At 62.8% G+C, this 24,477-nt stretch carries 21 protein-coding genes and 1 pseudogene; 15 read left to right on the top strand and 7 right to left on the bottom strand.

Features of this window, described 5'->3' with window-relative positions; translation table 11 throughout:
- Window positions 1-447 carry a hypothetical protein gene (locus K0F85_RS26240; RefSeq protein WP_219118789.1) on the bottom strand — a complete coding sequence of 149 codons (447 nt, stop codon included), beginning with the start codon at window positions 445-447 and terminating at the stop codon, window positions 1-3.
- 335 nt (window positions 448-782) lie between these two features.
- Between K0F85_RS26240 and K0F85_RS26235 the strand changes: the two genes are divergently transcribed.
- The 5 genes from K0F85_RS26235 to K0F85_RS26215 are packed head-to-tail and all read left to right on the top strand — an operon-like array spanning window position 783 to window position 7,277.
- Entirely contained in the window at window positions 783-1,466 is a 684-nt protein-coding gene (locus K0F85_RS26235) for a VWA domain-containing protein (RefSeq protein WP_219118788.1), read from the top strand.
- Between the two features lie 14 nt (window positions 1,467-1,480).
- Window positions 1,481-2,239, top strand: coding sequence for a PP2C family serine/threonine-protein phosphatase (locus K0F85_RS26230; protein WP_219118787.1), 759 nt, complete (start codon window positions 1,481-1,483; stop codon window positions 2,237-2,239).
- The gene (locus K0F85_RS26225) at window positions 2,236-4,575 is read left to right on the top strand and encodes a hypothetical protein (protein ID WP_219118786.1); all 2,340 of its coding nucleotides are present in this window, start codon (window positions 2,236-2,238) and stop codon (window positions 4,573-4,575) included. The genes K0F85_RS26230 and K0F85_RS26225 overlap by 4 nt, the downstream gene beginning before the upstream one ends.
- A gap of 9 nt (window positions 4,576-4,584) precedes the next feature.
- A complete protein-coding gene (locus tag K0F85_RS26220; protein ID WP_219118785.1) occupies window positions 4,585-5,931 on the top strand; it encodes a toxin-antitoxin system YwqK family antitoxin in 1,347 nt (448 codons plus the stop codon).
- On the top strand, window positions 5,916-7,277 hold the full coding sequence (locus tag K0F85_RS26215) for a toxin-antitoxin system YwqK family antitoxin (protein ID WP_219118784.1): 1,362 nt from the start codon (window positions 5,916-5,918) through the stop codon (window positions 7,275-7,277). Before K0F85_RS26220 ends, K0F85_RS26215 begins: the two co-directional genes overlap by 16 nt.
- Window positions 7,278-7,385: 108 nt before the next feature.
- Here K0F85_RS26215 and K0F85_RS26210 read toward each other — a convergent pair whose 3' ends face one another.
- Entirely contained in the window at window positions 7,386-7,859 is a 474-nt protein-coding gene (locus K0F85_RS26210; protein WP_219118783.1) for a hypothetical protein, read from the bottom strand.
- 60 nt (window positions 7,860-7,919) lie between these two features.
- A complete protein-coding gene (nadB, locus tag K0F85_RS26205) occupies window positions 7,920-9,533 on the bottom strand; it encodes an L-aspartate oxidase (RefSeq protein WP_219118782.1) in 1,614 nt (537 codons plus the stop codon).
- Window positions 9,534-9,736: 203 nt separating this feature from the next.
- On the opposite strand from nadB, the gene K0F85_RS26200 reads away from it, so the two are divergent.
- The 7 genes from K0F85_RS26200 to K0F85_RS26170 all read left to right on the top strand — a co-directional run bounded on the left by K0F85_RS26200 (window position 9,737) and on the right by K0F85_RS26170 (window position 19,120).
- On the top strand, window positions 9,737-11,125 hold the full coding sequence (locus K0F85_RS26200) for a TIGR03013 family XrtA/PEP-CTERM system glycosyltransferase (RefSeq protein ID WP_219118781.1): 1,389 nt from the start codon (window positions 9,737-9,739) through the stop codon (window positions 11,123-11,125).
- Window positions 11,125-13,212 (top strand): XrtA/PEP-CTERM system histidine kinase PrsK, encoded by a 2,088-nt coding sequence (gene prsK / locus K0F85_RS26195; protein WP_219118780.1) that lies wholly within the window; start codon window positions 11,125-11,127, stop codon window positions 13,210-13,212. Before K0F85_RS26200 ends, prsK begins: the two co-directional genes overlap by 1 nt.
- A gap of 64 nt (window positions 13,213-13,276) precedes the next feature.
- A complete protein-coding gene (gene prsR / locus K0F85_RS26190; protein ID WP_219118779.1) occupies window positions 13,277-14,632 on the top strand; it encodes a PEP-CTERM-box response regulator transcription factor in 1,356 nt (451 codons plus the stop codon).
- A gap of 102 nt (window positions 14,633-14,734) precedes the next feature.
- Window positions 14,735-15,178 (top strand): hemerythrin domain-containing protein, encoded by a 444-nt coding sequence (locus tag K0F85_RS26185; RefSeq protein WP_219118778.1) that lies wholly within the window; start codon window positions 14,735-14,737, stop codon window positions 15,176-15,178.
- A gap of 34 nt (window positions 15,179-15,212) precedes the next feature.
- Window positions 15,213-16,136, top strand: coding sequence for a hypothetical protein (locus tag K0F85_RS26180; RefSeq protein ID WP_219118777.1), 924 nt, complete (start codon window positions 15,213-15,215; stop codon window positions 16,134-16,136).
- Window positions 16,137-16,343: 207 nt separating this feature from the next.
- The gene (locus K0F85_RS26175; RefSeq protein ID WP_219118776.1) at window positions 16,344-16,913 is read left to right on the top strand and encodes a DUF1439 domain-containing protein; all 570 of its coding nucleotides are present in this window, start codon (window positions 16,344-16,346) and stop codon (window positions 16,911-16,913) included.
- Window positions 16,914-17,086: 173 nt separating this feature from the next.
- Window positions 17,087-19,120 (top strand): M13 family metallopeptidase, encoded by a 2,034-nt coding sequence (locus K0F85_RS26170; RefSeq protein WP_219118775.1) that lies wholly within the window; start codon window positions 17,087-17,089, stop codon window positions 19,118-19,120.
- Between the two features lie 33 nt (window positions 19,121-19,153).
- On the opposite strand, the gene fdx is transcribed toward K0F85_RS26170, so the two are convergent.
- The 3 genes from fdx to lpxO all read right to left on the bottom strand — a co-directional run bounded on the left by fdx (window position 19,154) and on the right by lpxO (window position 21,257).
- A complete protein-coding gene (gene fdx / locus K0F85_RS26165; protein ID WP_219118774.1) occupies window positions 19,154-19,486 on the bottom strand; it encodes an ISC system 2Fe-2S type ferredoxin in 333 nt (110 codons plus the stop codon).
- Between the two features lie 89 nt (window positions 19,487-19,575).
- A complete protein-coding gene (locus K0F85_RS26160; RefSeq protein ID WP_219118773.1) occupies window positions 19,576-20,208 on the bottom strand; it encodes a carbonic anhydrase in 633 nt (210 codons plus the stop codon).
- Between the two features lie 149 nt (window positions 20,209-20,357).
- Window positions 20,358-21,257, bottom strand: a complete 900-nt coding sequence (gene lpxO / locus K0F85_RS26155; protein ID WP_046685160.1) for a lipid A hydroxylase LpxO — start codon at window positions 21,255-21,257, stop codon at window positions 20,358-20,360.
- A 143-nt stretch (window positions 21,258-21,400) separates the two neighbouring features.
- Between lpxO and K0F85_RS26150 the strand changes: the two genes are divergently transcribed.
- The 3 genes from K0F85_RS26150 to K0F85_RS26140 all read left to right on the top strand — a co-directional run bounded on the left by K0F85_RS26150 (window position 21,401) and on the right by K0F85_RS26140 (window position 24,277).
- Complete coding sequence (locus K0F85_RS26150; protein WP_219118772.1) at window positions 21,401-21,826, top strand: hotdog fold thioesterase; 426 nt, start codon at window positions 21,401-21,403, stop codon at window positions 21,824-21,826.
- A gap of 251 nt (window positions 21,827-22,077) precedes the next feature.
- Window positions 22,078-23,658 carry a methyl-accepting chemotaxis protein gene (locus K0F85_RS26145; RefSeq protein WP_219118771.1) on the top strand — a complete coding sequence of 527 codons (1,581 nt, stop codon included), beginning with the start codon at window positions 22,078-22,080 and terminating at the stop codon, window positions 23,656-23,658.
- A gap of 82 nt (window positions 23,659-23,740) precedes the next feature.
- The gene (locus tag K0F85_RS26140; RefSeq protein ID WP_219118770.1) at window positions 23,741-24,277 is read left to right on the top strand and encodes a hypothetical protein; all 537 of its coding nucleotides are present in this window, start codon (window positions 23,741-23,743) and stop codon (window positions 24,275-24,277) included.
- On the opposite strand, the pseudogene K0F85_RS26135 reads toward K0F85_RS26140, so the two are convergent.
- A pseudogene (locus K0F85_RS26135) lies at window positions 24,259-24,477 on the bottom strand (MFS transporter); the annotation flags it as partial. The gene K0F85_RS26140 and the pseudogene K0F85_RS26135 overlap by 19 nt on opposite strands.

Below are 24,477 nucleotides of genomic sequence, written 5' to 3'. Positions count from 1 at the left end.
TCAGCGGCTTGGCAAGCCCAGCGCGGCGACATGTTCGCCCTGCGTGGTACCGTCCGCCAACTGGCGGGCCGGCACTACCATCACAACTTCACCACCCACGCTGCCATCGTCGTGAAGGTCGATGCGTACTTTCAGCTGGCGGTCCAGCGCGACAAAGGAATTGCGGCCCGTGGCGACGATGCGGTGCTCGTCCTGGTTGCCAATGCGCGCATACATGATGGCACCAGCGCGGCGCAACTGCAGGGTATCGCCATTCGCCAGGTCGTAGGCGCCCGCGAATTGCTGGAAGTCTTCGCGCATCATGTGACGCGGCTGGGCCGGCACCTCGATACGCAGCGCGTTGCCCGGCACTTCCACTGTGTTGCCTTGCGGTAGAGTTTGCGCGGTAGCCACCATGGCAGTGGCAGCGGCCAGACCCAACAGCGTGCTCAGAATAATGGTTTTCATGATGTCGTCCCTCTATGGTTGAGTGCCCCTGAGGCGCCGCCCGGTCGGACGGCGTGAGGCTGGAGTCATTCTAGGCAAGGGCATTTTGCGGCGCATCATTCATCCGAATGAGAAGGGGAAGGATATTTGCAAGGTGGTGGTGGGTAGAATCGCGCCGCAGTCTTCTGTATGTACATCAAGCTAGGACAGATTCTTGTGTCAGGCAAAGTCGACCGCAGGAACGTGCTCTCAAAAATTTTTCCTGTTTTATGAGGCAGGCTGCAATCTCGCGCGGGAAATCGCGGCCCGTGATGTAAGATTCGCACTATGTCTGATTTCACATTTACCGATTGCCCATGACTTCAATAATGATTCCCGACGTCGCCCTGGTCGACAACACAGAACAACGCACGCCGCTGGTGCTCGTGCTGGACTGCTCCGGCAGCATGTCCGGCGAACCCGTGTCGCTGCTCAACGAAGGCCTGGCCTTGCTGGAGCAGGAGCTCAAATCCGACGTGATCGCTGCCAAGCGCGTGCGTATCCTGGTGATTCAATACGGCGCCCACGATGAAGCCGTGGTGGCCAGCAACTGGTGCGATGCCATGGATTTCACGGCGCCCCGGCTTGACGCGAACGGCACCACGCCGACCGGTGCGGCCGTGGAACTGGCCTTGGCCGAAATCGAGCAGGAAAAGCAGCGCTTCCGCCAGGCGGGTGTGGCGTACACGCGGCCGTGGCTGTTCCTGATGTCCGACGGTGAACCGACGGACCGCTGGCAGCATGGCGCCGAACAGGCGCGCGCGGCCGAGCAGGCCAATAAGGTGGCGATCTTCCCCATCGCCGTGGGCGAGAACGCGAATATCGATTCCCTGGGGCAGTTTTCCAGCCGTGGCGAGCGGGGCGTGAAACAGCTGAAGGGCTTGCAGTTCCGCGAGCTGTTCTTGTGGCTGAGCGCCAGCATGCAAGTGGTGTCCCAATCGCGTCCCGGTGCGCAGGCCCAACTGGCCTCGACGGACGGCTGGTCCGTCGTGAATACCTGAAAGCGCGCTGATCGATGGCGATAGTAAACAAGCATTGGCGCGTGTTTGGCGCCGCCGTGACGGGCAAGGCGCACCTGGATAAAGATATCCCATGCCAGGACGCGCACGCGCACGCCGTCGTGAACGACGTCATGGTCGCCATCGTTTGCGATGGCGCCGGTTCAGCCAGGTTGAGCGAGCAGGGGGCACAGTTTGTTGCCGCGCACACCGTGCAAGCGCTGGCCGGGCGGCTGGAGCAGGGCGCCACCGTGCAGGATTTGCATGACGGCGCGCTGGCAGGCACCCTGGCGCAGATCCGCGCGGCGCTGGAAGACATCGCCCGCGCCGCCCATGCCACGCTGGACGATTACGCCAGCACGGTGGTGGGCGTGGTCATGGGCGCGGACGCAGGCTTTTTCTTCCACCTGGGCGACGGCCTGGGCGTGGCGCAGCTGGGCGATGGCGGTGAATTGATCTCGCTGCCCTCCAACGGCGAATACGCCAATGAAACCTATTTTCTGTCCGGCGAGCGCTGGCGCGAACAATTGCGCCTGCTTGCGATTCCGCAAGCCGTGCGCGGCGTCGTGCTGATGTCGGACGGCTGCATGCCCTTTGCCATGAGCAAGCACAATGCGGCCTTGTATGCCCCGTTCATGGATGCCGTGCAAGGCTATCTGCGCACGGTCGACAGCGTGGAGCAGGGCAATGCCGCGCTGGCGTCCACCCTGGCCGACCCGCGCACGCACCAGATCACGGGAGACGACAAGACCCTGCTGCTGGCCTTGCGCGCATGAGCCAGAAGCAGGGCGTCACGCCCGGTCTGAGTCCGGGCGGCAAGATTTGGTACGATAAGGTGCGTAGCCTGGTGCTGGGCAAGCTGATCAAGAGCGGCGGCGCGGGCAGCGTGTATCTATTGCCCGGCGCGCCCGCGCAGGTCGCCAAGCTGTACCACCCGCACCTGGACCGGGCCGCCAACCGGCGCAAGCTCGAAGCGATGCTGGAACTGTCGCCCGAGCTGCCCGATCAATTGGAAAACGGCAAGCGCTACGTGCAGATCGCCTGGCCGCAATCGGCCGTGTTCGATGGCAAGGGCGGCTTTGCCGGTTTCGTCATGCCCTTGCTGGACATGGCGCAAACGGCCGAGCTGGAACAGATCATGCAGGAGCGCCAGGCGCGCGCAGCCGGCTTGCCCACCGGGCTGGGCCCCAAATTGACCCTGGCCGCCAACCTGGCCGCCGTCATCGACGCGCTGCACCAGCAGCAGCATTACGTGGTCGATCTGAAACCGGTGAATCTGCGCTTTTACCGCGACTCGCTGTACATCGCCATGCTCGATTGCGATGGCTTCAGCATCCAGGGCAATGCCGAGCGTTTTCCTGCCGAGCAATTCACGGCCGACTACCTGGCGCCGGAATTCCAGCGCAAGGGCATGCCTGCCGGCACGGAAATGGCGCAAGACCGCTTTGCCCTGGCCGTCGTCATCTTCCAGTTGCTGAACTTTGGCATCCACCCGTATAGCGGGAGGCCCGGCAATGCGCAAGTGGCGACCGATATTCCCGGGCGCATCCGCGACGGCTGCTACGCGTATGGCGTGAAGCGCCACAAGCAGCTGGCGCCGAACGCCACCAGCGGCCATGCGCTGATGCCGCCCGAGCTGCGCGCCATGTTCGACCGTGCCTTCTCGCCGGTACCGAAGTCCCAGCGCCCGTCGGCGGCCGAGTGGGCGCAGTTGCTGCGCGCCTATGCGCAGCGCAGCGGCGGCAAGCTCGTCGTGTGTAGCGTGAATCCCGAACACCAGCACTTTGCGGGCCAGGCTTGTGCCGCCTGCGCGCGCGACCAAGTCATCGGTGCGGCAGCGCAAGCGTCCGTGCAGGCGCAGCAGATGCAACTGCAACAACAATCGTTGCCGCAGCAGCGCAGCGTGCGACGCACGGCGCCGGGGCAGGCGCCCGTCGCCAGCCCCGTGTCGGGCAACACTGGCGGCGGTATCACGGGCAAGGGCTGGGCCGTCGTGGTGCTGCTGATCGTGCTGTTCCTGATCGGCTTTACGGCCTGGACCTCATCGCCCGAGGAAGTCAAGAACAAGGCCGCCATGCAGGCGGAAGCCGACCAGGCCGCAGGCCGTGTCGTGTTTGCCTGGCGCCAGCGCAAGACGGCCGGGTTCCAGCCATCGGACGCGCGCAAGGCCGTGCGCAGCCTGTCGCAAGCGGTCAGCAAGGGCGACGATGACGCCGTGACGCGCGGCTTGCAACTGCTGTACCGGGAAGGGGAAGGCAAATCGTCCGGCTACAGCGGCGACAGGGTGCGCGCGCGGCTGCGTGCCACCTTGATGGAGGGCATGGGCGCGATGCCGGGATACGATTCTGAACTGGCAAACACCTATCTTGATCAGTTACAAGCGGACCCGCGCGATCATCTGGCGGCGGCGGCCATGGGGCGCATGCATCTGAGCCTGGACGAACGACAGGCGGCACGCCAGTATTTCGAGCAAGCCGTGTGGGCACGCCCCACCGATGGCGTAGCCTGGCTGGGCATCGCGGCCAGTGCGCTGCTGCGTGGCGGCGACGAGCAGGATGCCGTGAATCTGGTGGCGCTGGCGCAGCTGACGGCTTACCGTTATGCGGTGGAGAACGCCTTGCCGACGGAAGCGGGCGAGCCGGCGGACAATGGCGTGGCCCGCACGATGCAGCGCATGGACCTGAACGCCAAGTTGCTGCGCCTGGTTCAGGGGCGGGCCTACCAGCAGCGCTGGGACAAGGCGCTGGCCGATGGCGCGCTGCTGGCGGCCAAGCTCAAGGCCATGCCGCCTTTGCGGGACCAGGTCGGCGGCGTGCAGCGCGACACGATGACGACGGTTGCCTATGGCGTGCTTGACGAAAAGCACGCAACGGGCGAAAACCGCTTGACCCTGACCATTGCCGCCGACGGCACCCTGAGCTATGCGGCGGCAGAGAAGCCTATGGAACCGATGCTCAACCAGGTGTTGCTTGATAGCGTCCAGCGCTGGACCTACTTGCCGGCCGTGCAGGACGGTCAATTGCGGGATGCCAAGGTGGTGGTGCTGGTGCGCTACCGCGATGGCCGGGTCAGCTTCGTGCCGGGCGGTGTGGCCGTCACGGCGGATAATTAAAGGAATACCATGAAAATCAAGACCCTATGCGCGCTGCTGGGCGCTTCCTTGCTGTGCCCAGGCATGGCGCAGGCGGAAATCGTGCAGCGCCAGGTGCTGACAAGCATGGCTGTTGAACGCGATAGCGAAGGCGGCGATGTGTTCACTATTGCGGGCACGACGGCCTGCGGCGGCACGCAGATACGCATGGATGCCCACTCTGTCAGGCTCGACGAGGCGCAGTACGAGGCACTGAAAGCCGCGCTGTCCCGGTACGGCCGCGACAAGACGCCCATGCTCGTCGGCCTCGTCAAGTGCCCGGTGGATGGCTCCGTGCCCATCGTGCGCCAGATCGCCGCCTGCACCCCCGCCACCTGCGCCGATGGCCGGGCGCGGCTGTACCTGCACGAACGTTTCTTTCCCATCGAGCAGGAAAAGGCAGCGAATGTACTGCTGTTGCCCTTGCCAAAAGGCAAGCTGCCGGGCACGTGGAAGGTGGACGTTTATAGCGTGGCCGGCCACAAGCTGCGCCTGTCCGGCCAGGTCAACAGGGCAGATTATGCCTCCGCTGAACTGGTGGGCGGCTATGTCTCGTATTACCCGAATGGCAAGATCAAAAAACAGGTAGCGCAAGATGGGCAGGGCCAGCAGCACGGCATCAGCAGCGAGTATTTTCCCGATGGCACCCTGGAGCTGCGCGGCGACTGGCGCCATGGCTTGCCCGAGGGCGAACACCAGCGTTTTCACGCCACGGGCAAGCTGAGCGAGACGACGGTCTACCGCGACGGCAAGCAAGTCGACGGGCCCGTGCAGACCTTCGACAAGAATGGCAAGCTGGACAGCAGTTACACTTTGTGCGACGGCAAAATGGAAGGCGAGATGCTCAGATACTTCCCGGATGGGAAAATCTCCAGCCGCTCGGAAGTGAAGCAGGGCAAATTTAATGGCTTGACGACGAGTTACTATCCCGATGGCGCCGTGCGCAGCACCATGACGAATGTCAACAAGTTACCCACGGGCGAGGCGCTTGGGTTCTATCCTGACGGTAAGGTGCAAAGCCGCCAGCAGTATGGCGACAAGGGCGTGCTGCTGAGCGTCCAGCGCTACAGCCCCCGGGGCGTGCTGGTGTTGGAACGAAAATGGGACCAGCAACTGCGCGAGCAGGGCACGTCGCGCTCGTGGTATGAAAGCGGCAAGCCCGAGCATTCCATCGACTACGTGAACGACGAGCGCGATGGTTGGCGCCGCAGTTGGCGCGAGGATGGCAGCTTGCAAATCGAATGCCAGTATGTGGCCGGCAAGGCCCAGGGCGCATGTGGTGACGCGCCGCCGGCGCGGGAGCTGTTGCGCAGGGAGCAGGCATGGCGCGCACTTTGAAACATTTGTTTGGCGCCATGCTGCTGTTGCCGGCGCTGGCCCACGCCGAAATCGTGCAGCGCCAGGTGATCACGGCAATCCAGGCCGCGCCCGGCAGCGGCGATGTGCTGACGGTGGCCGACGACACGGGCTGCGGCGGCAGGCAGCTGCGTATGGATGCTGCATCGCTAGGATTGAGCGAGGAGCAGTATGGCGTCATGAAGGGCGAGCTGGCCAATATGATACGCGACAGGAACCCCTTGCTCGTGCGCCTGCGTGCCTGCCCGGCGCCAGACCGCGCCGGCGCCGATGCCATCCCCGTCATCCACATGCTGCGCGGCTGCGATGAGCACTGTGCCGACGGCAAGGCCCGTTTATATCTGAACCACAACCTGTCGCGCGGCGAGGTGATGGAGCAGGCGCGCTATGCGCTGGTCCTGCCGCTGCCGCCAGGCAAGACGCCGGGCACCTGGCAAGTCGAGGTTTATCATGTGCGCGAAGGCGAGCCGAAGCGGCTGACGGGCCAGGTCAACGATCCCGATTACCTGAGGGGTAAGCTGGTGGGCAACTACAGCATGTATTACCCGCATGGACAGCTGGAAATGCAGGTGGAGCAGGATGGGCGAGGCGTGCAGCAGGGGACGCAGACCCGCTATTACCCTGACGGCAAGATGTCCATACGCGGCACGTGGCGCAACGGCGTGCAGGAGGGGGAAGAGCAGAGCTATCACAAGAATGGCAAGCTGATCGAGTCGCGCACCTACCGCAACGGCGCCCGTGCCGATGGCCTGGTGGAAACGTTCGACAAGGATGGCAAGCTGCGCACGCGCATGACGCAGCGCAAGGGCCAGACGGAGGGCGAGCTGCTGTTGTTCTATCCGGACGGCAAGGTGGAAAGCCGCAGCCAGTATGTGAACGGCATCCAGACGGGGCCGAGCACCAGCTATTTCCCGGATGGCAAGGTGCATCGCACAGGCAGCTATGTCGATGGCAAGCCTGCCGGCGAGAGCGTCGAGTATTATCCTGACGGCAAGGTCGCCAGCAAACGCACGCACAGCGGCCACTATGTCATGCGCAGCGAACAGCGCTTCAGCCGGCCCGGCGTCTTGATCGTGCAAAAGCAGTGGAATGCAGGCGGGCGCGAGGAGGGCGCATTGCGTTCCTGGTATGCCGATGGCAAGCCGAGGCAGCTGATCGAATATGTCGATGGCGAGCGCCAGGGCTGGACGCGCCATTGGCGCGCAGATGGCAGCGTGGAAAGCGAATGCCGCTATGTGGCGGACGCGCCGCAGGGTGCATGCACGGGCGCGTCCGCGAAGTTTTCCTATACGGAAGATGGCATCGAGGCGCCGATGCCGGAACCGTGAGCCGGCGAAGTCATCGCCGTTCGATCACTGATCTGGACCGTGGCGCATGGCTGTTTGCGCCTGGCAGTGACTTTTGTCGTCGGCTGCGTTCGCCCGCTTGAAGCCCCCTCAAATTCCATAATTATTTTGAACAGCTGCCTTCAGTTCAGCCTGCGACAAGCCTCCTTGCTGCCAAAAATAAAAAAAATACTCCAATGTTTCGGCAGGGGCGCCAATATCCATAGGATGCAAGACGCATATGGCAGTTCTTATTTTTAACACGTCTGGCTCGTCCGATTGGTCTCGCCCTTCAATGGCGCGCCAGAGGCGTACACGCTCCCGGATGACTTCCTCAGCCGTCGCCGCACCGGTGATGTATCGATACGCCACAGCTGCTGCTGACTTGGCAACCTCAGGCAACTGGGAAGTCACTCTTTCAACGGCCTCAAGCATGAATCGCTGAGCTAAAAGTTGTTCTGCAGGGTCATCCAGGTCCACCGCAGATGCAATGGCATCAAAAAGTTTACTATGCAACATTTCCATCCAGTTTAGGTGATTGCTCGATGCCTGCAGCGTGGGCGCTTCTGGCAAATAGCGGAACACCGCAATGCCTGATCGTACGAGGTGATGCAATCAGCATTAGACGGCGCTTGTGTCTGTCGCCTACCTGTGCGGCGGCGTCAGCACGCTGGCGATGGCCTTGGGCAAGGTTTCCGGATAATCGCGGCTGAAGTGCAGGCCGCGGCTTTCGCGGCGCGACAGGGCGCTGTTGACGATCATCGAGGCCACGTCGACCAGGTTGCGCAATTCCAGCAAATCGTGGGTGATGCGGAAATTGCGGTAGTACTCGTCGATTTCTTCCTTCAGCAGGGCGATGCGGTGCTGGGCCCGTTCCAGGCGTTTCGTCGTGCGTACGATGCCCACGTAATTCCACATGAAGCGGCGCAGTTCATCCCAGTTGTGGGCAATCACCACTTCCTCATCTGCATCCGTGACCCGGCTTTCATCCCAGTCGGGCAGATATGGCGTGCCCAGCTTTTCCTTGCTTTCGATGTCTTGCGCGCAGGCGCGGCCGATGACGATGCATTCGAGCAGGGAATTCGACGCCAGGCGGTTCGCCCCATGCAAGCCCGTGCAAGCCGTTTCGCCCACCGCATACAGGCCCGGCAAGTCGGCGCGGCCCGATAAATCCGTGACGACGCCGCCGCAGGTGTAGTGGGCGGCGGGCACGATGGGGATAGGCTGCTTGGTGATGTCGATGCCCAGTTCCAAACAGCGCGCGTAGATGGTGGGGAAATGTTCGATGAGGAATGCGGCCGGCTTGTGGCTGATGTCCAGGTGCACGTAATCGAGGCCCCGCTTCTTGATTTCGAAGTCGATGGCGCGCGCCACCACGTCGCGCGGCGCCAGCTCGGCCCGCTCATCGTGGGCCAGCATGAAGCGCGTGCCCGCTGCCGCACCCGCTTCGGGGGGCAGTTTCAGCAAGCCGCCTTCGCCACGGATGGCTTCGGTGATCAAAAACGATTTCGCATACGGGTGGTACAAACACGTGGGGTGGAACTGGATGAATTCCATGTTCGACACGCGGCAGCCGGCGCGCCAGGCCATGGCGATGCCGTCGCCGCTGGCCGTGTCTGGATTCGTTGTGTATAAATACACCTTGCCGGCGCCGCCCGTGGCCAGCACGGTGTGCTCGGCGGCAAAGGTGTGCACCTTGCCCGTTTGTTCATCCTGCACATACAGGCCGTGGCAATGCGGCTGGGCATTGCGCTGGGCCGGTTTCATGCCCAGCTTGTCGGAGGTGATCAGGTCGATGGCGCAATGGTGTTCGAACAGGCTGATGTTCGGGTGGGCGCGCACCTTTTCTTCCAGGGTCACTTGCACGGCGTGTCCGGTGGCGTCGGCAGCGTGGATGATGCGGCGCTGGCTGTGTCCGCCTTCGCGGGTCAGGTGGAAACCCAGTTCGGCCGTGGCGTCGCGCGTAAACGGCACGCCTTGCTCGATCAGCCATTCGATGGCTTCGCGCCCGTGCTCGACGATATAACGCGTGGCGCTTTCGTCGCACAGGCCGCCGCCGGCGATCAGGGTGTCTTCGATGTGCTGCTGATGGCTGTCGCCCGAGTCCAGCACGGCCGCGATCCCGCCCTGCGCCCAGTTACTGGCGCCATCGAGCAGCGCGCGTTTGGAAATGATCGCGACAGTGCGCGTCTCAGCTAAATGCAGTGCAACCGATAAACCCGCCAGGCCACTGCCGACAATCGCTACATCAAATTTCATGACATTTATCTCTTTTAGGGGAAGCATACTATAGTCCATTTCACATCAATCGGTAATGTGTTGAGATAAATTCTGCCAGTGAAAGATAGCTGAGGCTGCGGCTTGTGGCACATCAATGTCTTCCTGGAACAGTTGGCCATGATGGCAGGACAGCAGCAGGCCGTCCCGTGCGCGGCATGCCGCTCTTTGCCGCAGGAGGCACCATGATCCGCATCTTCAGCCATTACGTCTCGAAAACAGCGTTTATCCTGCTGTTGCTGGAAATCCTGATCCTGCTGCTGTCGGCCACCTTGACGTCTCTGCTGTGGCTGGCGGACGGCAGCCGCGTGCTGCAGGTGGGCGAGGTCTACCTGTCGTCCGCGATCTTTGCCCTGGTCATCGTGTTCAGCATGAGTGCACTGGGCATGTACCAGCACCGTTCGCGCGAAGACATCCGCAACACCTTGCTGCGCATCCTGCCTTCGTTCGCCCTGGGTTTTGCCGTGCTTAGCGTGCTGATCCGCTTTATCCCTTCCCTGCATTTCGGGCGCGGCAGCGTGCTGATCTTCGGCCTGGGCGCCATCGGCGTGCTGCTGGCGCGCCTGGTGGTGTTCAAATCCTCGCAATCGGCGCTGATGGAAGGCCGGCTGATCCTGGTGGGCGGCGGGGCCCTGGCGCGCGAATGCATGGAGCTGGCCGCCAGCAAGATCGGTTTCCACCAGTTCACGGTCGTCGGCTGCATCGATGTGGCTGGCGAGCGATGCTGTGTGCCGGCCTCGGCCTTGCTGCCGGCCGAGCCGTCGCTGCTGGCCATGGCACAGCGCCATGCCGCGCAGGAGATCGTTGTGTCCGTCAGCGACCGGCGCAATGGGGCGTTTCCTGCCAAGCAACTGCTGGAATGCGCGCTGGGCGGCGTGAAAGTGATCGATGCTGCCACGTTTTTCGAACGCGAAGCGTGCCAGATCCGCATCGATTCCTTGCAGCCCAGCTATCTGATTTATGGCGGCGGCTTCGACCAGAGTTTTTTCCGCGCCGCCTCGAAGCGTTTGTTCGACCTGGCCGCCAGCAGCGTCATCTGCCTGGCGGCATTGCCCGTGATGTTGGTGACGGCGCTGTGCATACGCCTGGAAGACGGCGGCCCCGTGTTTTACCAGCAGGAGCGGGTGGGGCGCGATGGCCTGCCTTTCAAGGTGCTGAAATTTCGCAGCATGCGCTGCGATGCGGAGCGCGATGGCAAGCCCATCTGGGCCCTGGCCAACGATGCGCGCATCACGCGCGTGGGCAAGCTGATCCGCAAGCTGCGCATCGACGAATTGGCGCAGATGTTCAATGTGTTTCGCGGCGAGATGAGTTTTGTCGGCCCGCGCCCGGAACGCGCCTACTTTGTCGAGCAACTCAAGCAGCAGGTACCGTACTACAACATTCGTCACAGTATCAAACCGGGCATCACAGGTCTGGCGCAGGTGCGCTACCAATATGGCGCTTCCGTCGAGGATGCCGTGAAGAAGCTGCAATACGATTTGTATTATGTGAAAAATAACAGCCTCTTCCTCGACTTGCTGATTCTGCTCGACACGGTGCAGGTGGTGCTGTTTGGCAAGGGCAGCCGCTGATGCGGGCGCAGTCGGACTGGCTGGCAGCGGCCGACGCGGCAGCCCTCAGTCATGGTCTGGCGTCACTGGCCTTCTTCGTGCTGGCGCTGCTACTCATCAGCAACTGGCGCGCGCGGCAAAACGTGCGCGCCTTGCTGGTGGCTTGCCTGGCGACGGGCGGCTGGGCGACGGGCACGGTGGTGCTGGTGCTGCTGGGGCAGCGCACCGCGCTGGCCGGCGATGCGCTCGAGTTGCTGCGGACCCTGGCCTGGCTGGTGTTTTTGCTGCTGCTGATCGAGCCGTCGCGGCCCCGTTTGCGTCTGGTGCTGGCCGGCATCGCCCTGACGGCACTGACGCCCTGGCTGTTCTCCATGGCCTCATCCTGGCTGGCGCTGCCTTTGCCTGCGCGCATCATTGCCAGCGTCTGCCGCTTGCTACTGGCCGTGCTGGGCATGTTGCTGGTGGAGCAGTGGTACCGTAACACGCCACCCTTGCAACGCTGGGGCATCAAGTTTGCGTGCCTGGGCGTCGGCGGCTTGTTCGCCTACGATTTTTACCTGTACAGCGACGCCTTGCTGTTTCGCGCAATCAACGACGACCTTTGGACTGCGCGCGGCATCGTCGACGCCCTGTGCGCGCCGCTGCTGGCCATTTCGGCGGCGCGCAATCCGGGCTGGGCGCTGGGCTTGTCCGTCTCGCGCCAGATGTTGTACCGCTCGGCCGCCTTGCTGGGCTCGGCCATCTACCTGCTGACCATGGCGGCCAGCGCCTATTATTTGCGCTATTTCGGCGGCACCTGGGGTTCCTTGATGCAGATGGCTTACCTGGGCGGCGCGGCCCTGCTGCTGGCCGGCGTGCTGTTTTCCGGCAGCTTGCGGGCCAAGCTCAAGGTCACGATTAATAAACATTTTTACACTGCCATCTTCGATTACCGTGAAGAATGGCTGCGTTTTACGCGGGCCTTGTCGGAAGATGGCCCGGCGCTGGGCGAACGCACGATACAGGCCATGGCGCAACTGGTGGAAAGCCGCGCCGGCGCGCTGTGGATACTGCGCGAGCCTGGCCTGCTTGCCCCGGCCGCCAGCTGGAACTGGCCGCCGGGCACGTGGAGCGAGCCGGCGTCCGGTCCCCTGTGCCAGTTTCTGGAAGCGCGCCACTGGGTGATCGACGTGCCCGACTGCCAGCACAATCCGCTCCAGTACGGCGGCTTGCAGTTGCCGCCCGCGCTGCTGGCGCTACCCGACGTATGGCTGCTCGTGCCCCTGATGCTGCATGGCCAGCTGTTCGCCTTTGTCGCGCTGGCGCGGCCCCGCACGCGTATCGGCCTGAACTGGGAAATCCGCGACGTGCTGAAAATTGCCGGCAGCCAGGCCGCCAGCTACCTGGCGCACCGCGAATCGCTTGATACCCTGACGGTGGCGCGCCAGTTCGATTCGATCAACCGTATGTCCACTTTCATCGTGCACGACCTCAAAAACCTCGTGTTCCAGCTATCGCTGTTACTCAGCAATGCGGAAAAGCACCGCGCCAATCCCGCCTTCCAGGAGGACATGCTGGGCACGCTTGACCATTCCGTGCAGAAAATGCAGACCCTGCTGCAGAAACTGGCGCGCGGCGAGGCGCCGGAAGCGCCAGCGCCGCTGCTGCTGGACGGCTTGCTGCGCCAGGCCGTGGCCGCCAAAGCCAGCCTGGCGCCGGCGCCCCGGCTGGAAATCGTCGATGGCGGGCTGACGGTGCTGGCTAACCGCTCCCGGCTGGAACGGGTGCTGGGTCATCTGATCCAGAACGCCATCGAAGCGACGGCCAGCGATGGCAAGGTGGCCGTGCGGCTGCGGCGCGAGCATCACACGGCCGTGGTCGAGTTTGATGATACGGGCCGCGGCATGAGCGAACAGTTCATCCGCGAACGCCTGTTCAAGCCCTTCGACACGACCAAGACGGCGGGCATGGGCATCGGCGTGTTCGAAAGCCGTGAATACCTGCGCGAAGTGGGCGGCAGCCTGGAAGTGCGCAGCGCGCTGCAGGTGGGCACCACGTTTCGCGTGACCCTGCCGCTGCACGCGCCTTTGGGGTCAGACCCGCCGGAGGAATGCGCCGCAATGAGGTGAATGCCGATCCATAAGGTCTGACCCCAGACTTCCGTTGCCCTATCCACTGACAGTAGGTGATCGTATGGCGAAACAAAAACTGCTGGTCATCGAAGACGATCCCGGCCTGCAAAAGCAGTTGCACTGGAGTTTTGACGGCTATGACGTCTTGCTGGCGGGTGAGTGCGAAACGGCACTGGCGCTGGTGCGGCGCCACCAGCCGGCCGTGGTGACGATGGACCTCGGTTTGCCGCCCGATCCGGACGGCGCCACGGAAGGCCTGGCCACCCTGCAGCACATCCTCGCGCTGGCGCCGGACACCAAGATCATCATCCTCTCGGGCATCCAGGAGCGGGCACATGCGTTAAAAGCCATTGCCCTGGGCGCGTATGATTTCCACCAGAAGCCGTTCGATGCCGACATGCTGAGCCTGGTCATCGCCCGCGCGTTTTATCTGCACGCCATGCAGCAGGAAAACCGCCGCATGCTGCAGACGCAGGCGGACTCGCCCCTGGCCGGTATCGTCAGCCGCGATCCCGGCATGCTGAAACTGTGCCGTAGCGTGGAAAAAGTGGCGCCCTCGTCGGCCAGCGTGATGCTGCTGGGCGACTCGGGCAGCGGCAAGGAACTGCTTGCGCGGGGCTTGCATGCGCTGTCGAGCCGCCATGCCCAGCGTTTCGTCGCCATCAATTGCGCGGCCATTCCCGACAACCTGCTGGAAAGCGAGCTGTTTGGCTATGAGCGGGGGGCGTTTACGGGCGCGGCGCGGCAAACTCCGGGCAAGATCGAGCTGGCCCGCGGCGGCACCTTCTTTCTCGATGAAATCGGCGACATGCCGATGGCGCTGCAGGCAAAACTCTTGCGCTTCCTGCAGGAGCGGGTCATCGAGCGCGTCGGCGGCCGGGCCGAGATCGCCGTCGATGTGCGCATCGTCTGCGCCACGCACCAGGACTTGAAGGTACTGGGGGAAGAGGGACGTTTCCGCGAAGACTTGTTTTACCGGCTCAGCGAAATCGTCTTGCGCATCCCGCCGCTGCGCGAGCGGGCCGGGGATGTGGCCTTGCTGGCACAGCATTTCAAGAACAAGTTCTGCGCCAGCGAAGGCCGCAGCAATCTGCATTTCAGCGCGGGCGCGCTGCAGCTGATCGAAAGCTATGGCTGGCCTGGCAATGTGCGCGAAGTGGAAAACTGCATCAAGCGTGCCGTCATCATGTGCGACGGGCCGCAGATCGCGGCCGATGACCTGGGCTTGCCCGCTAGCGCCCAGGCGGGGTCCGTGGACGAGGCCATCAACCTGCGCCAGGCCCGCGAAGCGGCCGAATACAAGGTCATGGTGCGCGCGCTGGCGCGGGCCGACGGCAATATCGCCCGCGCGGCCGAGCTGCTGGGCGTGAGCCGGCCCACCCTGTACGACCTGATGGGTCACCACGGCATCAAGTGAGCCGCTGATAAGGTGTATTAAAAATCAAGATTGTGTAAGGCGTCGCACATACGCTGGCGCCGCCGTGGGGCATCCTTGACTCATCTACAACAAGGAGGCGCCATGAATGCGATCAGTTTGCTAATGCAAGACCACAAGGCCGTGAAAGCCTTGTTTGCCCAGTACGACGGCTTGAGCGACCGCTCATTTGCCACCAAGAAAAAGCTGGCCGACCAGATATGCCGGGAATTGACGGTGCACACGCAGCTGGAAGAAGAGATCTTTTATCCAGCCGTGCGCCGCCCCATCCACGACGGCGACTTGATGGATGAAGCCCTCGTCGAGCACGCGAGCGCCAAGGAACTCATCGCGCAGATCGCCGCGATGGACCCCGCCGACGACCTGTACGACGCCAAGGTCAAGGTGCTGTCGGAGCAGATCGAGCACCACGTCAAGGAAGAGGAGGGCGACATGTTTCCCAAAGTGCGCGATACGGCAGTCGACCTCGACGCGCTGGGCAAGGAAATGGCCGCGCGCAAGGAACAGCTGACGGGCGTAGCCGCCTGAACGGCTTAAAAATCAATAATCAAGGGAGTATTCTATGCAAGCTACACAATTGTCCGTGTCGGACCTGAACACGCCGGGCGTCTCCTGGGGCGCCGTGCTGGCGGGCGCTGCCGCTGCGGCCGCCTTGTCCTTCATCCTGCTGATCCTCGGCGTGGGCCTGGGCCTGTCCTCCGTGTCGCCGTGGTCATTCAACGCCACGGCCATCGGTGTGTCGACCATCGCCTGGCTGGCCTTCATGCAACTGGCTGCGTCCGGCATCGGTGGCTACATGGCGGGCCGTCTGCGCGTGAAATGGAGTTCCATTCATACGGATGAAGTGCATTTCCGCGACACGGCACACGGCTTGCTGGCCTGGGCAGTGGCTACCATCATCACCGTGGCCGTGCTGGCCAGTGGCACGCGCGCCGTGCTCAGCGGCGCCATTGACGCAGGCAGGGGCGTGGCGGCGGCAGTGTCCCCGGCCGTGGCCGCAGGCGCCGCAGTGGCAGGTCGTTCTGCAGGCGCCAAGCAAGGCGAGGGCAGCGGTGCCGATCCGCTCGATTATTTCTCGGACATGCTGTTGCGCGCCGCGCCGGCGGCTGATGCGGGCAATGTAGGCACGGTGGTCGCCGGCCAGCGCATGGAAATCGGCAGGATCTTGGCAACAAGCCTGTCCACCGGCAGCCTGGCCGCCGACGACCGCGCCTACCTGGGCCAGGTCGTGGCCAGCCGCACGGGCTTGACGCAGGCTGAAGCCGAGGCGCGAGTCGACGCGACCTACGCCCGCGCCGCCAAGGCCGCCGCCGAAGCGAAGGCTGCCGCCCAGCAAGCGGCCGAGACGGCCCGCAAGGCCGGTGCCCACTCGGCACTGTGGATGTTCGTCGCCTTGCTGCTGGGCGCCTTCGTTGCCAGCCTGGCGGCAACGTTTGGCGGCCGCCAGCGCGACCATGAGCGCGTGTTGCGCCACGTCACCATCTGAACCCAATCTATCTATCAAGGAGTCTGCCATGCGTTCCATCCTCTTGCTGCTGTTAGGCATACCATTGCCCATCGTCATACTGATCGCCCTGTTCGTGCACTAACAGAGCAAACATGAGAACCGGCGCCCGCTGCAAGGTGGGCGCCGGTTTTTGCGTGAAAGCGGGCGCATGTGTAAGATGGCGCAATCTTTCCACCGAGACTATCCATGAATGTGACTGCCCTGCGTCCCTTGCTGAAAACCGCCGCCATCGCCGCCTTAGCCTGCAGCGTGCTGGCCTCGTGTTCCACCCTGATCGGCCCACGCGACGTGAATGTGTCGCTGAGCAAGATGCAGCAAGGCCTGGAGCGCCGCTTTCCCATCGACAAGCGCGTATTGTCCGTGCTGGACGTCAAGCTGACCCACCCGCAACTGTCCTTGCAGCCCGAACGCGAGCGCGTGGCCCTGAGCGTCGATGCGAGCGTCTTGCCGCCGTTCATACGCCAGAGCTGGCGCGGCAGCCTGGCCATGTCCGGCCGTTTGGTGCTCGATGCCCGGCGCAACGCCGTCTACCTGAGCGAAGCGAGCGTAGACAAGGTCACCATCGACGGCATGGATGAAGCGCAGCAGCGCCAGTTCGCCAAGGTCGCCAGCCTGGTGGCCGACCAGCTCATGCATGAAACGCCGATCTACACCTTCAAGCCCGATGAATTGCGCTATGCGGGCGTGCAATTCGTGCCGACGCAACTCAGGACCACTGGGACTGGGTTGACGGTGACGTTCGAGCCGGTGAAGTAGGCCTGGCCTCATGGCAGGCGAGCCGATTCGCGTGCCGGCTTATTGCGCGGCGCCGCCTCTTCAATTGTTCAACCGTCATTGTTGCCCGCAGGCAGGCCGACTATAATCTTGCCTCCCATGCCTGGACACAGCATGTTCCCCAACATGAAGTTAAAACAATTAAAGGAATCTTCGTGAAACGTTCACTCATCAGCGCCGCCTGTTGCGCCTTGTTCGCCTTATCCACCCCATCGCTGTACGCCCAGACTGCGCCCGTATCGGGCATCGACCTGAAAACCCTGGACCCGGCAGTGAGCCCCAGGGATGATTTCTACGGCTACGTCAATGGCGTATGGACCCGCAATACGGACATCCCGGCCGACAAATCCGTCTGGGGCACGTATATCGAATTGCGCGAAATCGCGCAGGGACAGTTGCGCAGCCTGATCGATGCCACCGTCAAGAACCCCGGCAAGCCCGGCAGCGAGGCACACAAGATCGCCGACCTGTACACGAGCTTCATGAACGACAAGGCGCGCAATGCGGCCGGCTTCAAGCCCTTGAAGACCGAACTGGCCCGCGTCGCTGCCGTGAAAGACAAGAAAGATTTGCCAGCGTTGTTTGCCTATTTGCAAGGCAATGGCATCCAGACGCCGTTTTCGGCCTATGTGGCGCCCGATGCGCAAGACCCCGAGCGCTACACGGTCAACATCAGCCAGTCGGGCCTGGGCTTGCCTGACCGCGACTACTACCTGAAGGATGACGACGCCAAGTTGCAAGCCGTGCGCGCCAAATACCTCAAACATATCGAAACCATGCTGGCCATGAGCGGCGACCACGCCGCTGCCGCACACGCGGCGCAGATTCTCGACATCGAAACGCGCCTGGCGGCAGTGCAATGGACGCGCGTGCAGATGCGCGACCCCGTCAAGTCGTACAACCGCGTCGATTTCGACCAATTCGCGGCGCTGGCCCCGGCCTTCGACTGGAATGCCTACTTTGCCGCCGCCGGCCTGGCACCGAAAGCCTCCTCGGCCGTGGTGCGCCAGCCCAGCTTCATGACAGGCTTTTCCGAGACCGTGGCCGCCGTGCCGCTGGCATCGTGGAAAAGCTATCTGAACTGGCGCATTATCGAAAGCTATGCCTCTTACCTGGACAGCGCCAGCGTCAAGGAACGCTTCGCCTTCGACGGCACGGTGCTGCGCGGCGTGCCGCAAAGCGAACCGCAGTGGCAACTGGCGCTGCGCTTCACGGATGGCGCCATCAGCGACGCCGTCGGCAAGCGCTACGTGGACATGTATTTGCCGCCGGAAACCCGGCCCCGCGTGATGGCCATGTTCGACAATTTCGTCGCCTCGTTCAAGGATGGCATCGAGCAGCTCGACTGGATGGGCCCGGAAACCAAGAAGGAAGCCCAGCTCAAGCTGGCGGCCTTGAAGCCGAAGATTGCCTATCCCGCTACCTGGCGCGACTACAGCAGTATGCGGACGCAGCCAAACGACCTGATCGCCAATGTGCGCGCCGCACGCGTGTGGAGTCGTCAGCAAAACCTGGCCAAGCTGGGCAAACCCGTGGACCGCGACGAATGGTCGATGACGCCGCAAACCGTCAACGCCAGCTACAGCCCTGCGCTCAATGCGATCACCATTCCGGCCGCCATCCTGCAGCCGCCATTCTTTAACGTGAAAGCGGAAGATGCCGTCAATTACGGCTTGCTGGGCATCACCTTCGGCCATGAGATCAGCCATGCCTTCGATGATTCGGGCAGCCAATATGATGCCAAGGGTCGCTTGCGCAACTGGTGGACGGCAGAAGACCGCACGGCCTTCAAGGCCCTGGCCGCCGGTCTCGTCAAGCAGTACGGCGCCTACAGCCCCGTGCCTGGCTATCACATCAATGGCGAACTGACCCTGGGCGAAAACATCGGCGACAATTCCGGCCTGTCGATCACCTACAAGGCTTACCAGCGTTCGCTCGGTGGCAAGCCATCGCCAGTCATCGATGGTTTGACGGGCGAACAGCGCCTGTACATCGGCTTCGCGCAGAAATGGCGCGCGAAATTGCGCCCTGAAGCGGCGATCGCGCAGATCAAGAGCGACCCGCATTCGCCCGGTGAATTCCGCGCCAAGGGCACGGTGAAGAACCAGCCCGGCTTCTATGAGGCGTTCGGCATCAAGCCGGGCGACCCGATGTATCTGCCGCCCGAGCAGCGCGTGATCATGTGGTAAGCAAGTAGGGCAGTGGAGCAGGCACGCCGGGGACTATTCCTTGGCGTGGTTGAGCGTGTACCTGGGCAGTTCGAGCGTCAGGTCTTGCTGCGCCAGGCGTGCCTGGCACGACAGGCGCGACTGGGGCTGCAAGCCCCAGGCCTGGTCGAGCATGTCTTCTTCATTGTCGCCCAATTCATTGAGCGAGTCGAAACCCTGCGCCACGACCACGTGGCAGGTGGAACAGGCGCCGACCTGGCCGCATGCGTGTTCGATGTCGATATGATTGAGCAGCAATGCGTCGCATATGCTCATGTTCTCCGGCGCGTCAAACACGGCGCCTTCGGGGGCCAGCTCGGGATGGGGCAAGACAGTGATTGTTGGCATACGATAATCTCCTTGAGTACCGTTACCTTGAACCTTCCCGCCTTGATAAGGTCAAGCGCAACTTGCGCTTGACCGGGGATTTCCTGTGCTTACAGCTGCGATGCCGGATGTTCCGCGAGCGGGACAAATTGACCGGTAGACTCGTCGAGTGCATCGAGCGAGCCCTTTTCGATGTCATACACCCAGCCATGCAGGGTCAGGCGTTTTTGCGTGATGCCGAGGGCTACCGAGGGGTGGGTGCGGATGTTGTTGAGTTGCGCCACGACATTGGCGCGCACCATGCCGTCGATGCGGTCCTGTTCCGTGGCATGCTCGATGGATTCATTGATCATGCGCGCCGCATCCGCGTGCCGCAGCCAGTTCTTGACTGCCGGCATGTGATCGAGGCAGGTGCAGGTGGCGATGGCTTTCATGGCGCCACAATCGGAATGGCCGCAAATGACGATGTCCGTCACGTTCAGTGCCGCGACCGCAAATTCGACGGACGCGCTCACGCCGCCAGGTTCCGGGCCAAACGAGGGCACGATATTGCCCGCGTTGCGGATCACGAAGAGTTCGCCAGGTTCGCGCTGCGTCACCAGTTCCGGCACCATCCGGCTGTCGGAGCAGGAAATGAACAAGGCCTTGGGCGTCTGTCCAGTGGCCAGCGTCTTGAATAACTCTCGGCGTTCAGGGAAGACTTCCTTTTGGAAACGTAGAAATCCGGCAATGATGTCGCGCATAAATAAAAGAAGAGAGTGGTGTGAGCCGGTATTATCGCCGATGTCAGCGCGGCTGGCTTGCCGCCTCGTCCGTTTGCAGGCCCACGAGGCGGCGCACTATAAAAAAACCGCCCGAAGGCGGTTTGCTTGTCTGCGAGACAGCGTAGCAATTATATAAAGTAGATCAGCGCGATGATGCCCACGACCAGCGCCACGCGGGTGACCTGGTAGGCCGTCTTGTTCCACGCCTTGAAGCGGCGGCGGTACTGGCCCATGGTCCAGGAAATCTGGAACAGTTTGCTCACGCCGCCGACCTGGTCGCCCAGTTCGTTGGGCGAGGCGGCGGCCGTCATCAGGGTGCGTCCCAGCCAGCGGTTCAAGCCTTGCGCCCAGCGGTAGCGCATCGGGCGTTCGATGTCGCAAAACAGGATGATGCGGTCGCTGTCGGCGTCGTTGCGGGCCCAGTGGATATACGTTTCATCGAACATCACGGCCTGGCCGTCACGCCAGCTGTGGCGTTCGCCATCGACGTCGATGAAGCAGCGGTCGTCGTTCGGCGTCTGCAAGCCCAGGTGGTAGCGCAGGGAGCCGGCAAACGGGTCGCGGTGCGGGTTGAGCTTGCCGCCTTGCGGCAGTTCCGCGAACATGGCGGCCTTGATCGAGGGGATCGATTGCAACAGGGCATAGGTTTGCGGACACATCTGCTGTGCCGACGGGTGATTCGCGTCATACCATTTCAGGTAGAAGCGCTTCCAGCCATACTTGAAGAAAGAATTGAAACCCACGTCATTATTCTTTTCGGCCGCCTTGATCTTTTTCATTTCCTGCATGCGCAGCGCTTCATCACGGATGATTTGCCAGTTCTGCTGCAGCGGCGCCAATTCCGGAAATTGTTCGACGGAAAGATAGGGCGTGGCCGGCACCTTGGAAAAGGTGTGCATGAACAGGTTCAGCGGCGCCATGAACGAGGAGTGATCGAAGATCTGGCGGCGAAACGGCAGGCGCACCTTGCCACGAAAATGAATATGTAAAACAGAAAACACAAAAATGCCCAGCAAGGCCCACTTCATACACAACCTCGTTTTTAAAGAATGGGGCAATTATAACCAGTTACTGCTCTCGCCACCCCGTGCCACGGTGAAGGAAAGATGAAGCGGCGCGGGCGCGCGCTCTGTCCTACAATGGCTTTCCTTCACACTGATACGAGGTAACGATGGAAATCTGGCACGCACCGCTCGACCTGGCCACCCTCAACGCCGCCAGCGAGGGCACGGCCATGCGCCACCTGGGCATCGTCTTCACGGCTTTCGGTCCCGACTGGATCGAAGCGACCATGCCCGTCGACCACCGCACCATGCAGCCGTTCAAGCTGCTGCATGGCGGCGCTTCCGTTCTGCTGGCCGAAACGCTGGGCAGCATGGCCGCGAATGCCTGCCTCGATGCGGCCCGCCAGATCAGCGTGGGGCAGGAAATCAACGCCAACCACGTGCGCGGCGTGCGCGGCGGCCATGTGACGGGGCGCGCCACGCCGATTCACCGGGGCCGCAGCAGCCAGGTGTGGGAAATCCGCATCGTCGACGAAGACGGTAAACTGTGCTGTATATCGCGCATCACCATGGCCGTCATCGACGCCCCTTGACTTGCATCAAGGCATTAAAAGTGGACGCGTGGAATCATCAATAACGCTATTCGCTTATAATTCGGTGTGTTCTTGTGCCGCACGGCTCTTCCGTGCGTGCCCATTTTGCCCGAAGTAAAAGCTGACTGCCCAAAAAACGCCAGTTGGAATTTGATATTGCTCCCTACGCAATATCGGCAAGCGACGGCGAGCAGATCGCCGGTTCTAGTGGAACCGGCAAACAATCAACTTTATACAGGGCAATAACAACAATGATGTCATTCAATCGTTTGACGATAGGCGCGCGCCTGAGCGCAGGCTTTGGTCTGCTGGTGGTCTTGATGCTGGTGCTGGCTGCCTTCGCGCTGCTGCGTATCGCTGCCATCTCCGGCGCCATGGACGCGCAAGAAAAAGTCCAACTGGAAAAACTCGAACCCTTGTACGTGGCGCGCGAAGCGCTCGACCAGACGGGCCTGGCTGCCCGCAACGCGTATATCTTCCATGATCCGGCCGCCGCCGAAAAGGAACTGGCCATCCTCGACAGCCAGAAGGCGCTGTATCTGGAAGCGCTGGCCAGGCTGGCGCCGCAGTTCGCCGGCGATGCCCAGTTCGAGAAAGTCAGCACGGGCCTGAAAACCATGGCGCAGGAACTGCAGCGTCCGCGCCAGTTCCTCGCCACGGGGCAGATGGAGCAATACGGTACTTTCCTCGTCGAGGATTGCAGCCCCCTGCGGCGCCAGATCGTCGCCGATATCGATGCCGTGCTGAAAAACGTGCAGCGCGAATCGGAGCAGGCCAGCGTGGCCGCGCGCGCCATCTACGGCCAGTCCTTGCGCTGGATTGGCGTGCTGGCCGCGCTCAGCGTGCTCATTTGCATTGCGGTGGCCACCGTCATCACGCGCGGCCTGCTGCGCCAGCTGGGCGGCGAACCGGCGTATGCGGCCTCGATTGCCGGGCGCATCGCGCTGGGCGAACTGGCCATCGACGTGCACACGCGCCACGGCGACGACAGCAGCCTGCTGTTTGCGATTAAAACCATGCGCGACAACCTGGCCGCCATCGTCGGCAAGGTGCGCCACGGAACGGAAAGCATCGCCACGGCCTCGACCGAGATCGCTACCGGCAACCGCGACCTGTCGCAGCGCACGGAGCAGCAAGCCGGCTCGCTGGAAGAAGTGGCTTCGTCGATGGAAGAACTCATTTCCACCGTGCGCCAGAATGCGGACAATGCCCAGCAGGCGAACCACCTGGCGCGCGAAGCGTCGAAGGTGTCGGAGCAGGGCGGCAAGGCGGTGGCCGAAGTGGTGCATACCATGGGCCTGATCAATGCCTCGTCGAACAAGATCGTCGACATCATCGGCGTGATCGACAGCATCGCCTTCCAGACGAATATCCTGGCCTTGAACGCGGCCGTGGAAGCGGCGCGCGCCGGTGAACAGGGGCGCGGTTTTGCCGTGGTCGCCACCGAAGTGCGCAGCCTGGCGCAGCGCTCAAGCGCCGCCGCGCGCGAAATCAAGGCCCTGATCGACGATTCCGTCAGCAAGGTGGGCACGGGCACGGTGCTCGTCGAGCAGGCGGGCGCCACCATGCATGACGTGGTGGCCGGCATTGGTAGGGTGACGGGCATCATGGCCGAGATCAGCCATGCCACGCAGGAGCAGGGCGCCGGCATCGAGCAAGTCAACCGCGCCATCGTCGACATGGACCGGGTCACCCAGCAAAACGCGGCCCTGGTCGAGCAGGCCGCCGCCGCCGCGCACGAACTGCAGCAACAGGCGGCGCAGCTGGAACAGGAAGTGGGCATCTTCAAGCTGGCCGCGCCGGCCAACGGTCCTTTGCGCCTGGCGGCCTGACGCCGATAGCGCAGCAGCACGGCGCGCGCCAAGCGTCATATTCCGCGCTACAATGAGCGCTGGATCACCGCCAGGACGACACATGCAAGTGCACAGCAGCCATGATCTATCCAGCCCGGACGACGGCAAAGCGCCGCCGCCCGTGCTGCAGCTGGCCCTTGCCGGTCTCGGCTGGGGCTTACTCACCTGCATGCTGTGCTTTGCCATCCTGTTCCTCACCAAATGGCTGTTGCCGCCCGAATACTGGGGCGCACACACTGGCCTGTCCAAGTTCAAGCGCGAAATGTCGCTGCCCCTGCTGGTGTTCTGGGTCGTCATCTATTCCCCCATTCTGGAAACCTTTCTCGGCCAGCTGCTGCCGCTGGAAATCCTCAGGCGCCTGGGCGCCAGCCGCCAGCTGAGCATTTTCTTCGGCGCCATCCTGTGGGCCATCGTGCATTACGTCAGCGGTGGCTTGCTGCACGCCATCGTCGCGCTCGGGTCGGGCGCCATGTTCAGCTTTGTCTATCTGCGCTACCGCGCCCCCGGCGTGGCCGTTGCCTATGCGACAACCACCTTTTCGCGCGCCTGCAACAATATCGCCATCCTCGTGGCCGTGTTCTACGGCCTCGACGCCTGAGCGCTATCTTTCCTGAGCAGGTACGGCAACAGCGCCGCCAGCGCCACGGCCAGCACTGCCAGGCCGTTCAGCAACTGGCGGAAGGCGGCGTCATAGCTGGCGCGCAGCAGTGTTTCGTGGTCACCCAGCAGTTGTGTTGCCTGTTGCAGATCACCGAGCGCGGCGCGGCTGGCGGCGGCCAGTAGGGGCAGGGCGGCGGG

The organism is Janthinobacterium sp. UMAB-56, assembly GCF_900095265.1.
In the GTDB taxonomy this organism is placed as follows: Bacteria; Pseudomonadota; Gammaproteobacteria; order Burkholderiales; family Burkholderiaceae_D; genus Janthinobacterium.
The sequence above is the reverse complement of the archived record's forward strand: the minus strand, read 5'-3'. Positions and strand labels throughout refer to the sequence as shown.

Bases quoted from the DNA above. Each gene is read 5' to 3' on its own strand.
- lpxO (WP_046685160.1), bottom strand. From the start codon at position 21,257: ATGAAGTGGGCCTTGCTGGGCATTTTTGTGTTTTCTGTTTTACATATT.
- prsK (WP_219118780.1), top strand. From the start codon at position 11,125: ATGCGGGCGCAGTCGGACTGGCTGGCAGCGGCCGACGCGGCAGCCCTC.
- K0F85_RS26150 (WP_219118772.1), top strand. From the start codon at position 21,401: ATGGAAATCTGGCACGCACCGCTCGACCTGGCCACCCTCAACGCCGCC.
- K0F85_RS26240 (WP_219118789.1), bottom strand. From the start codon at position 447: ATGAAAACCATTATTCTGAGCACGCTGTTGGGTCTGGCCGCTGCCACT.
- nadB (WP_219118782.1), bottom strand. From the start codon at position 9,533: ATGAAATTTGATGTAGCGATTGTCGGCAGTGGCCTGGCGGGTTTATCG.
- prsR (WP_219118779.1), top strand. From the start codon at position 13,277: ATGGCGAAACAAAAACTGCTGGTCATCGAAGACGATCCCGGCCTGCAA.
- K0F85_RS26140 (WP_219118770.1), top strand. From the start codon at position 23,741: ATGCAAGTGCACAGCAGCCATGATCTATCCAGCCCGGACGACGGCAAA.
- K0F85_RS26200 (WP_219118781.1), top strand. From the start codon at position 9,737: ATGATCCGCATCTTCAGCCATTACGTCTCGAAAACAGCGTTTATCCTG.
- fdx (WP_219118774.1), bottom strand. From the start codon at position 19,486: ATGCCAACAATCACTGTCTTGCCCCATCCCGAGCTGGCCCCCGAAGGC.
- K0F85_RS26225 (WP_219118786.1), top strand. From the start codon at position 2,236: ATGAGCCAGAAGCAGGGCGTCACGCCCGGTCTGAGTCCGGGCGGCAAG.
- K0F85_RS26180 (WP_219118777.1), top strand. From the start codon at position 15,213: ATGCAAGCTACACAATTGTCCGTGTCGGACCTGAACACGCCGGGCGTC.
- K0F85_RS26215 (WP_219118784.1), top strand. From the start codon at position 5,916: ATGGCGCGCACTTTGAAACATTTGTTTGGCGCCATGCTGCTGTTGCCG.
- K0F85_RS26185 (WP_219118778.1), top strand. From the start codon at position 14,735: ATGAATGCGATCAGTTTGCTAATGCAAGACCACAAGGCCGTGAAAGCC.
- K0F85_RS26220 (WP_219118785.1), top strand. From the start codon at position 4,585: ATGAAAATCAAGACCCTATGCGCGCTGCTGGGCGCTTCCTTGCTGTGC.
- K0F85_RS26235 (WP_219118788.1), top strand. From the start codon at position 783: ATGACTTCAATAATGATTCCCGACGTCGCCCTGGTCGACAACACAGAA.
- K0F85_RS26145 (WP_219118771.1), top strand. From the start codon at position 22,078: ATGATGTCATTCAATCGTTTGACGATAGGCGCGCGCCTGAGCGCAGGC.
- K0F85_RS26160 (WP_219118773.1), bottom strand. From the start codon at position 20,208: ATGCGCGACATCATTGCCGGATTTCTACGTTTCCAAAAGGAAGTCTTC.
- K0F85_RS26230 (WP_219118787.1), top strand. From the start codon at position 1,481: ATGGCGATAGTAAACAAGCATTGGCGCGTGTTTGGCGCCGCCGTGACG.
- K0F85_RS26175 (WP_219118776.1), top strand. From the start codon at position 16,344: ATGAATGTGACTGCCCTGCGTCCCTTGCTGAAAACCGCCGCCATCGCC.